We start from the raw sequence: 17128 nt of genomic DNA, 5'->3' as shown, positions 1-17128 counted from the left end.
GTAATGTCTCCTAGACTATCGCCATTATAGCCATTATCTGGAAACATTAACTATTAATTATATTTAATAACCCTATTTACTTTTGGGCTAGTGAGGCATTATTTAGAACCTCTATCTTTTTTAATCGCGTTAAAGCTTCCATATAATAATAATCTGCATAAATTATTGGTACGTCAATTTCTGAATTCTTAGGGTAATGCCCTGTAGAATGCAATAAAAGGGCTTGATTTGTATCACCACTAAAGTAATCTTTAGATGATAGTTTTTCTACAAAATTATTTGCCGCATTTATATATTTTTCTTTTAATTTTTCATCTTTAACTAAACCTGCTAATTCTAGCATCCCACAGGCAGCTATAGCTGCTGCTGATGCATCTTTTGGAGCATTTGGTATTTTCGGGTCGTCAAAATCCCAATATGGTATACCATCTTCAGGCAAACGGTCTAAAAAATGATTTGCTAACTTTATAGAAGTCTCTAAAAATTCTTGATTCCCAGTTTCTCTGTATGCAATTGCAAAACCGTAAATACCCCATGTCTGACCTCTTGCCCACATAGATTCATCTGCATACCCTTGATGTGTATGTCCTTTAATAAATTCTCCTGTCTCTTCATTAAACTCTCCTAAATGATAAACAGCATTATCTGGTCTAACAATATTTTTCATGGTTAATTCTGCATGGCTTACAGCTATATCATATAAACGCTTATCTCCTCCGTTTTTAGAAGCCCAAAAAAGAAGCTCTAAATTCATCATGTTATCTATAATTGTATTATGTGAATATTCCTCCCTCTTTATTGGCCAAGATAAAATAGACCCTACATTTGGGTTATAAAGTGTTGCCAACGTATCTGCGGCTGCCAATAATACTTTCTTATATTCTTCATTTCCTGTTAGCCTGTAACCGTTACCATAACTGCAATACACCATAAAGCCAATATCATGATTTCTTGCCGGACTATATGCTATAGTTTTAATAGGCAGGGTAAATTTTTCAGCTTTGCTTTTAATCGATTCATCTTTAGTGTACTCATAGGCATACCATAGCACTCCAGGCCAAAAACCACTACACCAATCCCTAACCCCTACAAATTCCCAATGGGTTTTATCTTGTGGAATATTTCTTAAAAAGCTGTCTGTTGCAGATAAACCTTTAAGTGTTTCTTTTGTTTTTAAAACACTTAAATCCAACATTTTTGTTGGGCTAAATATTGGTTCCTGCTTTTTAGGCGAAGCACATGCAACCATTAAAAAAATGGTTAATAGTAATAATGATAATCGAGTCATATCTGTATTATGTCTTTTGTGTTAAATTAAGGATTTTATGTTATTCTGAAAAATTCCTATATATTTTATAGCAAGTATAAACAGAATGATGAATATCAAGGATAAATTATTATTCAATAACTATAAACTATCATCCTTTTACATCATGTTTTTCTCTAATTATAAATATTTCAACTCCGTAAAATACAATATGCGCCTATAAATCTCATTACTAAAACCTTTTCGTAAGAATAATTACATGAAGTGATTTTAAATTCTTTACCAATTAATTCTTTTATGGAATCCCAAAAATAAATATGCATTTTAACACCACACTATAATTGCCTTAAAATCAAATCATTAGATTATTCGGAACAACTATTTAGAATATTCCCATCCTTTTAATACCCCATAAAACCTCATCCCAAAACTATTAAACATTATGTGTTTTATTAAGTTTTAATTTTGAAAAAAATAACAGAAAAGTAACCTACTAAATAACATTATAAACAAAATTTTAACATAAAACAATTAAGTTGAAGCTTCTACTTTTAATTAAAAGAACTATAATTTATAGTTATTGAATAATAATTTATTACTACTCTTATTCTTAATAATTAACATTGCCTTAACAATTTAAACTAACATTATAAATCAAAAAATTTATGACAAAACTAAGACACAATCAGTTAACACTGAAACTTTTAGCAAGGCTATTTGGTATAGTAGGCTTTTTATTTTGTAGCACATTTACACAAGTACATGCAGCTACAATAACCTCTTCTCTCGAAAAACCAATTTCGAATTTAGACATTGAACAAAACATAACCATTACAGGTATCGTTGTCAGTTCTGACGACAATATGGGAATACCTGGGGTAAATGTAATAGTAAAAGGGTCCAGTACAGGGGCAGTAACCGATTTTGATGGTAAATACTCTATAAATGCTCCATCGAGCAACAGTATACTAGTCTTTTCTTATTTAGGCTTTGTAACACAAGAAATTACTGTGGGAAGCAATACCTCTATTAATGTAACTCTACAACCTGACCTTACGACTTTAGATGAAGTTGTCGTTGTTGGTTTTGGTGAAAGAAGAAAAGAATCTTTAACTGGGGCTGTTGAGCAAGTTAAATCTGATGTTTTTGAAGATCGTGCTGTAACTAATGTTGCATTAGCATTGCAAGGACAATCACCTGGATTAGTAGTTAGCAGAACGTCTTCAAGACCTGGTAATGAAGGTGTTAGTTTGCAAATTAGAGGTACAACGTCAATTAATGGAGGAAGCCCATTAATTGTAATAGATGGCGCTCCTGCATTTGATAATAGTGAGTTTTACCAAATGAACCCAGACGATATAGAATCTATTAGTATCCTTAAAGATGGTTCGGCTTCCATTTATGGTTCTAGAGCAGCAAATGGTGTCATTCTAGTTACTACTAAAAAAGGTAAAGGAAAAATGAAGATTGAGTTTAATAGTATGATTAGAACCAATTTTATTGGATTGAGAGCTCCTTTTGGTAATATGCAAGAGTATGGGCAATTATGGCTAGACGCAGCAGAACAAGATACCACTCCTACTTATGGGGGCTGGGGAGAAGATACCATAAGAGCTTTTGCAGATGGTGTAACAGGTTTTGTTCAAACGAATCGACCTGGTCAGGGATATAACGGACTTATGTATGTTGCGCCAAGTGATCGCTTTAATGAATTATATGGTTCTAACACGGGGCATCAACAAAGTTTGAGTCTTTCAGGAAGTTCAGACCAAGCAAGATATAGATTATCTTTTGGTTTGTCTGAATCGGAGGGCGCTTTAAAAACTGCTTATGATGGTATAAAACAGTATTCTGTAAGATTAAACACTGATTTTGATATTTCTGAAAAAATAACATTTGGAACAAATATTTCTTTACAACAAAATGTTACATCTAGTCCCTCATCTGGGTTTGGGCGAGGATTAGTTGGACAGGATCCACCATTATTTCCTTCAAAAAATGCTCAAGGGCAATGGTATGCAAACTTTGGAAATGCAGGAGGAACTAATTCTATAGCTGCTACTACTGATGGTGGTAGAAACAATATAACAGAGAATATAGCTAAAGTTTCTTTAAATCTTAAATATGATTTAGGGCATGGGTTTAGTGCAAATGCGAATGCTACCTATAATCACGTAAATAGCAGACAAGATATTACCACTATAAATGTTTTAGTACATAATTGGAATGGTGAATTAGCTAATAACTCAATAAATGGAAGTCCTAGTATAGAAGCTCGACATATTACTAAATCATACCAAACTTATGGTGGTTTTTTAAATTATGAGAAAAGTATAGGAAAACATAATATACAAGCTATGGTTGGTATGACTGCTGAAAAGAGTGAATTTCAGGGACTTTCGGGAAGAAGAACTGGCTTTGTAGATGAAGGAGTATATGACATATTAGTAGCTTTGGGTCAGCAGACTAATGGTGGAGCTAATAACAATCGTCAGAGAGGTCAAGATCATGAAGGTCTTTATTCTTATTTATCAAGAATTAATTATGATTATCAAGAAAAATATTTAGTAGAATTAGTTGGCAGACGTGATGGTTCATCTCGATTTGCTCCTGGATTTAAGTTTAATAATTATGGAAGTGCTTCTGTTGGTTGGAATGTTCATAAAGAACAGTTTATGGAAAGTTTTGAGGCATTAAGTAATTTAAAAATTAGAGCTAGTTTTGGTTCAAGTGGTAATCAAGTAGGTATAGGTCAATACGATTATATATCTACAATAGGAACGGGTACAGAATTTTTTGGTGATGGTGTAGCGTTATCCCCAACTGCTTTTGTTAATGGATTAACAACTACAACACGTACTTGGGAAAATGTTGAAATGAAGAATATAGGAATTGATTTTGGGTTGTTTAACAACAAACTTACTGGTACTTTTGAGACCTACGAAAGAAAAAACAAAGGTATGCTTGTAAATGTAACATACCCTCTAGTACTAGGTGCTACGCCTCCAAAAACGAATGATGGAACCTTAAAAACTACAGGTTGGGAAGCTATTTTAAATTGGAAAGACACAAAAGGAAATTTTTCATATAATATTGGTGTCAATATGAGTGATAGCAATAATACATTAGTTAATATAGCAGGAGGAAGTTTAATACAAGCAGGCTTACGCCCACAAGTGGAAGGATATCCATTAAATTCTTATTTTGTATGGGAAACAGATGGTTTGTTCCAAACACAAGCAGAAGTAGACGCTTATAATGCGCAATATGCAGGATCTGGTTCAGAAGTTCCTACAGGTGCAAATGCAATACGTATAGGAGATACTAGAAAAGTAGATTTAGATCGTAATGGTGTAATTAACGATCAAAATGGAGATGATCCTAATGAAAAAGGTCAGGGTGATGTTAAATTTGCAGGGGATGCTCAGGCACACTATGTTTTTGGTATAAATTTGGGAGCAAAATACAAAGGGTTTGATTTTACAGCATTTTTTCAGGGGGCTCTAAAACAAAACGTAATTAGAGGTGGAATTAGTGCAGCGCCATTTCTTAGAAATTGGCCAAACTTAACTACCGCTTATAATGGTAAAACATGGACTCCAGAAAACACTGGTGCAACCTATCCAAGATTAACTGCTCAACAGGGTTTGGCAAACTGGAATTGGGGTAATACAGATGTGTTTTTACAAAATAACAGATACATACGTCTTAAAAATATCGTTATAGGATATTCATTACCATCTAAAGTTTTAGAAAAATTAAACATGGATAAAATACGCATTTATTTTTCTGGAAACGACCTTTTTGAGTTCAGTTCTTTGGTAGATGGATATGATCCTGAAGATGGGAATGTTCCAACTACAACTAATGCTAATGTTCAAAGATCTGTATACCCATTTCAGCGTACTTTAGCCTTTGGAGTTAATTTAGCATTTTAAATGATGCAAAAACGATTAATTATTTATAAAAATTTTATACAAATGAAAAAAACAATAATAATGTCTTTATCTGCGGTTCTATTTTTTTTGGTAGGCTGCGAAGATACGTTTCTTGATTTAAAAGATTTAGATAGTATAACCGAGGAAGTGTTTTTTGACGTACCTCAAGATTTCGAAGATGCTTCTAACCATTTTTATAGAGGTTTGCATTCACCAACAGTAAGAAACCCTGGTAATGGATCAGCAAACAATAATGGGTTTAACATGATTACAGATTTTGGTACAGAACTTAATGCCTGGGTACAAAATTGGGGTCAAGGCATCAACACTGCTACAGATATTGATATATATTGGGGTAATTCGTACTATTATATTAGAGAAACAAACATTTTACTTCAAAAAGCTGATGAATATGTTGATAATGGAGGGAGTGCAGCAGAGATAAGTGAATATGTTGCAACGGCTTATTTTTTTAGAGCCTATCACCACTTTAGATTACTAAAACGTTTTGGAGGTGTACCTATTGTAACTGAAGTAACCAATGTAGATTCAGAAATTCTTTTTGCTCCAAGAAATAGTAGATACGAAGTTGCAGCCCAAATTCTTGCTGATTTAGACTTAGCTATTGCTAGTTTACCTACATCAGCAACAGGTGAAGATCTAGGAAAGATTAGTGCCACAGCTGCATTAGCTTATAAGGCACGTGTACTACTATTTGAAGGTACTTTTGAAAAATATGTAGGTACTGCTACTGATTTTGAAGGCTCTGGAACTGGAAATAATTCGGCAGCTTATATAGCAGAAGCCGTTACAACGGCTAAAATGGTAATGGATAGTGGGGCTTATGAAATTTGGAACCAAAACGCCGATCCTAATATGGATAATAATTCATATAAATGGCTGTTTACTTTAGAAGGTACTGATTCTAACCCTGGAGGTTATACGAAAGCTTCAAATAATGAATTTATTATACAAACTATATATAGCTTTCCGGACAATACTATAGGAAGTATATTTACGCAAGTAGCAGAAGAGAGAAATGCACCTACACAAGTAGCACTAGATATGTATTCGTGCTTAGATGGGTTACCAATAGACAAGTCACTTCAATTTCAAGGTTACGCTAAACAATCTGATCAATTTATAAATAGAGATCGTAGAATGTGGGCTAACTTTGGGAGAAGTATTCCAGCAGATGGGTCTAATATAATAACTGAACTTGGAACCACTATATTAACTAATTTATCTAATTGGAAATGGCGAACTTGGAATCAATATAGATCTGTTAGAACAGAAGCTTATAATTATCCCCATTTAAGATATGCTGAAGTATTACTTACTTATGCAGAAGCTTTGTATGAACGTGATGGCTCAATTTCTGATGCTGATTTAAATTTGACTGTTAATTTAATAAGAGACCGAGCAGGTATTGCTCCATTAACAAATACCTTAGTTACCGCAAATAACTTAAATATGTTGGAAGAGATAAGAAGAGAAAGAACAGTAGAGTTATATATGGAAGATAATAATCATTGGAATGACTTACATAGATGGGATATTGCTAAAGACGTACTAAATGACGATTTAATTGGGTATGTTATTGAAGGGACTGAATATGAAAATGACACTGATCTTTTTGACCCAGCTATTGCTATTTATGACTTTAAAGATGATTACCCCTCTGGAAAAGGACCTGTAAGGGCTTTAATTATTGATCCAGTAAGTACTAGAGTATATAGCCATAAAAATTACTTATGGCCATTACCAATAAATGAAACTGTAAGAAACCCCAATTTATTACAAAACCCAGATTGGTAAAAAATATAAAAACTTGAATTAGTTGTTATGTTTTAGTATAAGCAGTCATAAGTTAAAATTTATGACTGCTTTTTTTAGTATAATTTTTAAAATTCTTATATAACTCAAATCCGGATATTTTACCCATTATCAATAACAGATTCGATTATAAACATTACTACAACAAAGTCCTTTCGCTCCTCTTTGTTCATCCAAACCTAGAGTAAAAATATTATTTTAACGTGAGTCGACGTAAAAATCTTGTCTTTAAGTATGGAAAAAGTAGAACAATCAACAAATTAAAGTGCTGATTTTAACATTATAACTAATTCTTCTACTTATGATTTCTTCATCTAAAACTGCTGAAATTTTCTGTTCCATTGATGATTTTTGCAAAAAACGCAAGAGAGCTTCCAAATTATCCCTATCCGAAGTCATGACTATTCAGGTACTGTTCCATTTGAGTAGCGTTAGAACTTTTAAGAAGTTTTATCTTGGCTATGTTCACTTACCCCTAAAAGACTATTTTTCTCAAGCTGTTAGTTATAATCCCTCATAGGCTCCAAAAGAGTCTTTAGTACTATGGCTAACGAAGATGAGAAAAATGAGATAAAAAACAACTAATTTTAAATTGTTGATTTTGAACACAATAATTTTACGTTAGTCAGAACAGAATGGTAGAACTCTGTTCAGAGAGCATGTTGTCACTTCTGGCTTATCTGAAAACCCAGATCACCTTTTAGCATCAAAAAAACATTACTTCAAGATTAAAAAACAGGTCACTTTAATTTAAGAATTACTTATTATTTTCTTCATTTAAAGGCTGTTTTTTTTCAATAAAATCTGACGGTGTTAAACCAAATAATTCTCGAAACGTTTTACTAAAATATGCAGTAGAATTAAATCCAGACATATGCGTAACCTCCTTTATGGAATAATTATTTTTCATCAATAACTCTGAAGCATATCTTAATCTTATAGTTCGAATAAAATAACTAGGGTTATTACCTGTAAGTGAATTTATTTTTCGATAAAACTGAGATCGTCCTATACTCATTTCCTTCAAGAGATGCTCTTGTTTAAAATCTACATCATTAATATTCTTTAAAACAATTCTAGTTGCTTTATCTAAAAATGCTTCATCTAAATTATTAGTGGTTACTTCATTTGATGCAAATACCCCTCCTCCAATTTCAGAAAATCGCTTTTTCAATCTATTTTTAGCCTCTAATAAATTATCTATCCTTGCCATTAAAACACTCATTACAAAAGGTTTAGACAAATAACCATCAGCCCCATTTTCATACCCTTCTACCCTATCTTCCTCTAAAGTTCTTGCTGTTAATAAGATGACTGGTATATGACATGTTTCTAATTCTGTTTTTATTAATTTACACATCTCAAATCCATCCATTGCTGGCATCATAACATCACTTACAACGATATCTGGATAATACTTTTTTACCATTTTTAATCCTTCTTCTCCATTAACTGCTTCCTTTACTATATAATTGTATTTTAAATCATTTTTTATATGTATTCTCAACTCTTTATTATCTTCTACCAACAATATTGTTGGCTTTTTCTTATTGCTTTCTTTACTATTTTTAGATTCGGATACAGTTGTTAATTCATTATTGGACGTTAACATTTCATATTCCACTGATTTCATAGAGTTTATTAAAAATTCATTTTTAACATTTTCTACGATATCTGGTTCTGCTTTAATATTTAGTGGCAACCTTACTATAAATTTACTTCCTTTAAGGTGTTGACTTTCAACAAAAATTTCACCGCCATGCATTTCAACTATTGCTTTAGTGAAATTAAGGCCTATACCTGTTCCTGTTTTAGTAATATCTACATTATAAAACCGATAAAAAATATTTTTTATTTGCTCTTTATTTAATCCAATACCTGTATCTTTTATTATTATTTCAACAAAATCCCCAAGTTTCTCTTTCTTAAAAAAAAGAAAACTGGATTTACTTTTTTTCTGTGATATTTTATTAATAGATACAGTAATCTTACCTCCACTATTAGTATATTTTATAGCATTAGAAATTAAATTTGTTATTATTTTTTCTACTTTATCAAAATCGAATAGAGAGTTTATGCTTTTGAACGCTGTATTGAATCGATAATCAATTTCTTTTTTTGCAGCTAAACCTTTAAAAAGTGAAAAAATGTCTTTGCTAAACGTTATAATATCCCCTTTTTCTAATTGTAAGGGAGCCATACCTGCATCCATTTTTCTATAATCCAATAATTGATCTACAAGGTGTAATAATCGTCTAGAACTTCTTTGAATTGATAAAGCAGATTCTTTTATCGTTTCAGAATCATAATTAAAACTTGATAATATTTTATCAACAGGGTTTAATATAAGCGTTAAAGGTGTTCTAAATTCATGCGAAACATTTACAAAAAATTGAAGCTTCATTTGATCTAATTCATGTTCTTGTTTCTCTTGTACTTTTTGCGTATAATAACGTGCTATAATAAAAAACACGCCACTCCCTACTATAAAATATAACATGTAAGCCCACCATGTTTTCCAAGGTGGGGACATAATTTCAAAATTAATTTTTGACGTTTGCGCATCTTCCCATTCTCCACTTGTCGATGCTTTAACTTCAAAAGTATAATCTCCAGGTAATAAATTCGAATAGTTTACATCTCTTCCTGTCCCTATATTAACAAACTCTTCATCAAGTCCATACATTTTATAAGCGTATTGTACTTGTTCTTGGTTTTCAAAATAGAGTGCTAAAAATTCAAACGAGATATAATTTTCTTTGTATTTTAATTTTAATTCTTTTGTTTCTTGTATTGGTTTTTTTAATAAAACTCTATTGTTAATTGTATCTCCTACAATAACGTTTTTATTGTATAATTTAAATGCCGTTATTCTTGGCGTAAGAACAGTTGGTGTTTTTAAAGAAATATCGCTTGGACTAAAAATATTAAAACCATTAATTCCTCCTACTATAATGCGTCCATTTTTAGTTTTCTCAATAGATTTACTTTGGTACTCTGTTCCCTGTAAACCATCATGTATATTAAAATTTTTAAACTGATGTGTTTTAGGGTTTAACATAGAGAGACCACTCCTTGTAGTAACCCAAAAGTTATTATTAACATCTTCTTTTATACCAACAACTAAATTGTTTGGTAGTCCATTTTGAGAAGAATATGATTTTACTAAATTTAAATCTTCATCTAATTTATAAATCCCGCTATCTGTTCCTATCCAAATATTTCCAAGATGATCTTCAATTATATGATTTATATTGTTGCCCTCAATTCCTTTTTCATTTACTTCTAAAAAGTCTATCTCTTCGGGAATAAAATCTTTTATATTATCTAAATCAACATAATTTAAACCCAATGATGTCCCTACAAGTAACCTATTCTTAGAATCAATAAATAAAAAGAACACAAAATTACTTACTAGGCTATTTTCCTTAACAGAAGTGTTCTTGTAATTATAAAACTTTTTTGTAGTTGGATCGAATAAATTTAGTCCTTCTGTTCTAAGCCCCAACCACAATCTGTTTTTAGAATCTTCAACACCTGACCATACTGAATTCTGACCAATAGAAAGAGAATCTCTCTCATCATGAAGAAATCTTTCAACTTTTGTTGTTTCTGGATTAAATTTGTTTAGACCTCCATCTAAAGTACATACCCAAATGTTACCATCGTGGGTTTCAAAAGTGTACAAAATCTTATTTGAACTTAAAGAATTTGGGTTATTAGGACTGTAACTATAATGTTGAAAAGAATTATTTTTTTCGTCAAAAAGGTTTAATCCACCATCATATGTACTTAACCAAATTCTTTCTTTTGAATCTTGTAAAACAGATTGCACAATTTTTTCGCTTAAACCATTTGGATTATCTGGCTGATAGTAATAATGTCCAAACGAATTTTGCGAAAGATCTAATTTACTTACTCCTTTATCATAACTTCCAATCCAGAAAATACCATCTTTATCCTCAAAAATCTTTGAAGGCTTATTATTTGGAAGTGAAAAATCATCAGTAAGATTATTTGTTATATGTTGTAGTATTTTATTTTCATTTTTATCCAATAAGAATAACCCTTCTCCATCTGTAGACGCCCATATAAGACCATTTTTATCTTGATATAAATCTCTAATCGACACCGTATAATCGATAAAAGACATATGCCTAAAACTATCTTCTTCTTTATTCCATAAAATTAAATTTGAAAGATCGTTGCCTATCCAAAAATCGTTATCTGAGTCGTTAAAAACCATTTTCGGAATGTGATTTAGTTCATACGGTTTTTTACTTGCTATATAAACCCGCTCAAAATTATCTTGTTTTGAATTATATCGATTAAGGTACTGCCCTCCCGTACCTAACCATATAACATTATCTTTATCTTTTAAAATAACATTAACGCTATTATTATCTAAAGAATGTAAATCGGATTCATCATTTGTATAGTAAGAGAATTTTAAGTTTTCAATATTTTGATAAACGTCTTCTAATATTATTTTAATAATACCATTCTTTGTTGCTACCCATAACGTATTATCATCTTCATCATAAAACAAATCATTAATGATTTTTCGGGGATTATTTGATAATGATATTTGTTTATAAAGGTTTACACGTACAAAACTGTTGGTTTTCTTATTAAAAAAATTTAGACCATTAGAAGTTCCTATCCAAAGATTTCCTTCTTTATCTTCTTCTATGGTATTTATTCTATTATTACTTATGGATGTGGTATCATTTAAAACAGATCTATATATTTCAAATTCATAGCCATTGTATTTATTAATGCCATCAATGGTTCCAAACCACAAAAAGCCTTCTTTGTCTTGAAATATTTCCAAGCAAGTACTACTAGAAAGCCCATCTGCAGTATCTAAATTCTCAAATTTAAAATTGTTAAATTGCCCAAATATAGCATTAGATAAAAAACAACATAATATAATAATGTAACCTCTAAAATTCATTGCTAATTGGTAAATCTTTTAAATTTAATATTCATTTTAAACTATACCTTAATTATAAAGTTATATGCCATGTATTCCTAATAAATTAGGCCTCCTACATTAGACTAAATATAAGGATAAGAGGTATTAGAATCAAATATAATTAAAAAGGATTCAAACACAAAAATGCTTATAAATACTTGGTTGAGCATACAGAAAAATATCGAATATATTAATATTAGACATTTAAACTTTATGCTAATTAACCTTTTTCAAATCAATGTATATTGTTTCTTCAAAAGTTTCTCGGTTCGAATCAAAAAATTAAGAAGTAAAATAACACGGCTCTATAAATTGAATGTCTTTTTATTTTCTCTAATTAAAATTTAAACTAAGAGTTTTTAGAATAAAGAATTTCTTGAAACCAACTATCCTCGAGGCAGTCCCGATAGCTATCGGGACATAGAGGTATTTCGCTGGTTTCATTTTGACCTAAAAAGGTCAAAAACCGAAATTCTGTATTTAGATTTCCGTTTTCACGGGAATGACAATTTCAACGGAAACCCCGAGGCAGAGCCTCGAGGAATTCTTTTCGATTAAAACACCCTTTTATCAACTACCATAATAGGTTTTCGGCTCAATTTAGGAAACTGAAGCTGTTGTATCTCTTTTTTATCATGAAATTCTATTTTAGGCGTAACTCTTAACTTAGCTCTAAAGTGGTCTTTAATATTCTGTAATAAAGTTTCAGTAGGGACTTGGGTTGCAATTTTTATAAGTATTTCGTCAGTGCCTATTGTATTATGTGAAATTTCAATGATATAATTTTCCACTTCATTAAAATCATTTAAAATATTGTTCATTGCTGGAGGGTAAAGCGTGGTACCTTTATACTTTACCATTTGCTTTTTTCTGCCTATTACAGGACCTAATCTTACAGTGTTTCTTCCACACTCACAACCATCATAGTGCGCTTTTACCATATCTCCTGTTTTAAATCGTAATAATGGCATGGCTTCTACTCCTATAGTTGTAATGGTTAGTTCGCCAACATCGCCATCATTTACAGGGTTTTCATCATCATTTAAAATTTCAATAATAATTAATTCAGGATGGTGATGTCCGCCTTTTTGATGTTCACATTCTGTAAAAGCTGTATTCATTTCTGTGGAAGCATAAGTAGAATATAATTCGATGTTCCAACTTTTTTTAATCTTTTCGGCTAGTGTATTAGGCAAAAAATCTTGTTCTCTCAATGACTCTCCTATACATATCGCTCCTTTTATTCCCGAGTTATTAATATCTATACCATGTAGATTCGCATATTCAATTAATTTTAGCAAAAATGAGGGTACTGCTATTAGGTAGGTAGGTTTAAATTTAAATATGGAGTCCCATTGCAACTCCGGAATCCCATTACCTACGCGAATAATTCCAGCCCCAAGTTTTCGTACGCCTAGAAAGTAAGCCAATCCAGCCATAAAGCATCTGTCCATAGTAGTCATAAGCTGTAAAACATCATTTTGCTGTACACCTGCGCAAGCAAAAGAAATAGCTTCGTTATAAGCTAACCGCTCTAAATCGTTATCTGTTAAAGCAAAAGTTACAGGCTTTCCTAAAGTTCCCGAAGTCGTTACATAATCTATAATTTTATGTTTTGGAACACATATAAAGTCATCATTGTATTTCTGTAAATCTTCTTTGGAAGTTGTTGGTATTGTTGCTAAATCTTCGAGTGTATTAATATCATTTATTGAGATATTATGCTGCCTGAATAGTCGTTTATAATATTCCGAATTAGTATTTAAATAAGTTAAAAGCTCTTTTAGTTTCCCTTCTTGGAACGCTTTTATTTCTGCTATTGGTGCTTGCTCTATTTCAGGAATCATTGGGCTAATTTCTTTTTTAATTTTTTAATATAGGCATCTATATTTCGTTTATCCGGAATTGTAGTGATTTCTTTTGTGTTCGCTTTTAAAAATGCATTTAATGCGGCTCTATAATACTTCTTTTTATAATAATATGCACCTACAATATAATAAGATTCCCAATATTCTGGATTTGCCTTTTGTATTGCTAACAAAGTAGAAGGTTCTACAGATTGTTTCTCTTTAATCGTGACTTCTATTTGATGCTTTAGCATTCTATAAGTTTCATAATCATGAAATGCCTTAGAGTATTGAAATGAATCTTTTTCGATATTTAATCTTGAATCGGACCATGTGCCTTTGGGTATACTCGACGTTTTATTATTAAAAATATCTTTTAAATTATAAGCAACATATTCGCCTAATTGGTATGGATTTGATGACACCCAAACTAGGCGTTGTTCAGGTTTAAAAACGATACTGTGATGTGCTAACAATTGATTAAGTGCTTTCTCGTTACCATAACCAATTTGCTTGTCTTGCAGCCCTTCTTTATTTCTAAGAATATCCACGGCATTATTAGGTGTTAATTTTTTATGATACTGCATAAGCTCTTCCATACGTTCATAGCGGTATTGCGAATGGCTTTCTGCTTTATGCTTCGTATTGTTTTCGTCTTCTGCGTATGCTTTACTTTGAAAATGATTGGAACAAATTAACTGGTTAGTATTTGATACTTCATAAACCCCAAAATTCTTTGGAGAAACTTCAATGGTGATGGCTCTTTTATCTTTTGCACTACCAACAAAGATAGATTCGGATACAAAAACCTGACGTTTTTTTGCTATGGCTATAGCTTCATCAATAGTTGAAGCATATTGCAAAATCTCGCGTGTTAAAATAGATATAGGCGTTTTAGCTATTAATGGAATTTTAGATTTCCCGGCATTAATAGTTACTGTGAGTCCATGTTCATTCATTCCAGAAACGACACCTATCATGCCTCCCCAAGTTACCGACATAAACTTATGTCCTTCTGCTGGGTTTACAAAAGCTATAATTTTATCTTTTGCAAAATCATCTCCAGCATAAAAGTCAAAATTTCTCCCAATAATCAAACTACCATCTTCGGTCTTGTCTCCCCATGCAGCAAAAGAAGTACAACCAACCAATGCTAAATCCTGAAATGCATGACCAATATCATGTGCGCCATGAAGATATAATATTCTTAAGTAATTACTTGCTATATGGTTATAGTCTTGTGAGGCATATTTTGAGAGTCCGTAAATTTCTGTTTTATATTCATCCGTAATATGCGAGTACATTTTTCTATTATACCAGGCTAAAATTTTTCGTAAAAAAAACTGTTTGGTTTTTGATGGTACAAACTCATTTACTTTAGATAAAAAAACATGTTCTTGTTTTTTAAATAACTCTTGTGTTAGGCTTCCCGTTTGCATACCAATTTCAAAAGGGTTTCCTTCAACATAAAGCTCCCATAAACCTTGCCTGTTTTTGGTTAAAAAATTATGACCTGAAACATAGGTAGAATCTGAAAGTTTAACCCTTTCTGGAATAACGGGGTTATATTTACTAACATCTGGAACATCATGAAGGGATTTTGAAACACCACATGACAACACTAATGATAGAAATACAAAAAGGCAAAACCACTTTACTATTTGGCCCTTTTTTAGCAACGTTTTATCAAAATTGGTTAATATGTTCATTACACATCATTTCGAATCGTTTCTTGCTTGCTATTCGCTTCCAAGATTTTGTTTAATAAATAGTCTTGGCCTAAAATTTCTGAACATGTCATAACTGCACTTATTGTAACACCTAAAATACCATGCATATTTAGGCTTTGCCCTGTAAACATTAGGTTTTTAATTTTTGTTTTTGGAGATATAAAAGATTGCATAGGTCTATTTACATCTTTAACATACCCATACATAGACCCTCTGTTACTTCCTATATAATCTCTATAAGACAATGGTGTAGATGTATATATTTCTTGAATACAGTCTCTTATATTTGGAAATTTACGCTCTAATTCTTTAATGAGTTTTTCTGCTTTCTCTTCTTTAAATTGTTCATACGTTTGGCCTCTTTCATTTTTATTGGCAACCGTGTTGAATGTATTCATCCATGGTTTCATTTCATCATAATGCATATAGGTCATGACAGTTATATTGTCTCCATAATCGTCCATGTTTTTCTTAACCGACATGGACATCATATAACCTTCCGGCCAACTTTCTTGGGTATATTTGTGAACATCCCAAACTCTATCGGGGCTCTTAAAATGATAGAAGTTTTTATTTTCGTATTTAAATGTATTCGGTTTTAAAACAATGTATAAACTAAATGCAGCTATAGTGCTTTCAATTTTATCAACTCTATTGGTATATGACTTTCTAAATTTGTCTTCGCCAACTAGCTTTAAAGTAAGCTTAGGTTCAATATTAGAAATAAACAAATCGCCTTTTATTTCTTTTTCGTTAGAACAAATTGCTGAAGTGATTTTACCATCATCAAAACCAAACCGAACAACATCATGATGCTTGTATACTTCTCCCCCATGCTCTTTTAGCTGTTTAATTAGGGCTTTAGTTATTTGGCTACCGCCGTTTACGCATCTATAAGCACTTTCTATATACGAGTTTATAGTTAAAGCATGAACATAAAATGGGGTACGCTCACCATCACCAGCATATAAAAAATTTGTTCCTGCTAATACCGCTTGTAATTTTTTATTATTTGTAAGTGAATTTATGTACTTTTTTGCTTCAAGTTGAAACATGGCAGTATTATCGTAATAAGGTTTGCCTTGTTTCATGTTATACAGCGGAAAACTGCTACAGGTTTCCTTTAACTTATTACAATAAGCTAATATTGCAGATTCTTCTTCTGGAAACTGTTCTATTAAAATTTCAATGAATTTTTCGTAACCTTGAGCGTGTTTATATTCGTTAGGATCATCATCAAAAGTAATGATATCAAACCCTTCTTCGTCTAGTTTTTTAAGAGTTAAATAATCTAAAATGCCGATATATTTAAAATATTGATACAGGTTTTGCTCTTTATCAAGTCCGCCAACATAATGCACCCCAGTATCAAATATGGTTTTGTTTCTCACAAAGGTTTGTAAATTGCCACCATATTGGTTGTTTTTTTCAAGTACACAAACACTATAGCCCTCTTTTGCCAGAATAATGGCAGAAACCAATCCCCCTAATCCACTTCCAACTATTACAACATCATAGTGTGTTTTCATCTA

The 17128-nt window shown here is 31.6% G+C and carries 7 protein-coding genes and 1 pseudogene; 3 read left to right on the top strand and 5 right to left on the bottom strand.

What is annotated here, in order from left to right; genetic code table 11:
* Nucleotides 1-76 precede the first annotated feature (76 nt).
* Entirely contained in the window at nucleotides 77-1288 is a 1212-nt protein-coding gene (locus Q4Q35_RS18325; protein WP_303279473.1) for a glycoside hydrolase family 88 protein, read from the bottom strand.
* A gap of 644 nt (nucleotides 1289-1932) precedes the next feature.
* On the opposite strand from Q4Q35_RS18325, the gene Q4Q35_RS18320 reads away from it, so the two are divergent.
* The 3 genes and pseudogenes from Q4Q35_RS18320 to Q4Q35_RS22550 all read left to right on the top strand — a co-directional run.
* Nucleotides 1933-5205: a SusC/RagA family TonB-linked outer membrane protein gene (locus Q4Q35_RS18320; protein WP_303279472.1), complete on the top strand. Its 3273-nt coding sequence runs from the start codon at nucleotides 1933-1935 to the stop codon at nucleotides 5203-5205.
* Nucleotides 5206-5247: 42 nt separating this feature from the next.
* Nucleotides 5248-7023, top strand: a complete 1776-nt coding sequence (locus tag Q4Q35_RS18315) for a RagB/SusD family nutrient uptake outer membrane protein (protein ID WP_303279471.1) — start codon at nucleotides 5248-5250, stop codon at nucleotides 7021-7023.
* Between the two features lie 319 nt (nucleotides 7024-7342).
* Nucleotides 7343-7552, top strand: a pseudogene (locus Q4Q35_RS22550) (IS982 family transposase); the annotation flags it as partial.
* 246 nt (nucleotides 7553-7798) lie between these two features.
* Here the strand turns inward: Q4Q35_RS22550 and Q4Q35_RS18305 are convergent.
* The 4 genes from Q4Q35_RS18305 to Q4Q35_RS18290 all read right to left on the bottom strand — a co-directional run bounded on the left by Q4Q35_RS18305 (nucleotide 7799) and on the right by Q4Q35_RS18290 (nucleotide 17125).
* Nucleotides 7799-11998: a hybrid sensor histidine kinase/response regulator transcription factor gene (locus Q4Q35_RS18305; protein ID WP_303279470.1), complete on the bottom strand. Its 4200-nt coding sequence runs from the start codon at nucleotides 11996-11998 to the stop codon at nucleotides 7799-7801.
* A 575-nt stretch (nucleotides 11999-12573) separates the two neighbouring features.
* On the bottom strand, nucleotides 12574-13866 hold the full coding sequence (gene flxY / locus Q4Q35_RS18300; RefSeq protein WP_303279469.1) for a flexirubin biosynthesis putative acyl-CoA ligase FlxY: 1293 nt from the start codon (nucleotides 13864-13866) through the stop codon (nucleotides 12574-12576).
* Nucleotides 13863-15575: a C45 family autoproteolytic acyltransferase/hydrolase gene (locus Q4Q35_RS18295; RefSeq protein ID WP_303279468.1), complete on the bottom strand. Its 1713-nt coding sequence runs from the start codon at nucleotides 15573-15575 to the stop codon at nucleotides 13863-13865. Before Q4Q35_RS18295 ends, flxY begins: the two co-directional genes overlap by 4 nt.
* Complete coding sequence (locus tag Q4Q35_RS18290) at nucleotides 15575-17125, bottom strand: phytoene desaturase family protein (RefSeq protein WP_303279467.1); 1551 nt, start codon at nucleotides 17123-17125, stop codon at nucleotides 15575-15577. Before Q4Q35_RS18290 ends, Q4Q35_RS18295 begins: the two co-directional genes overlap by 1 nt.
* Nucleotides 17126-17128 lie beyond the last annotated feature (3 nt).

The organism is Flavivirga aquimarina (assembly GCF_030540835.1).
GTDB lineage: Bacteria > Bacteroidota > Bacteroidia > Flavobacteriales > Flavobacteriaceae > Flavivirga > Flavivirga aquimarina.
This window is presented reverse-complemented; position numbering and strand designations above follow the sequence as displayed.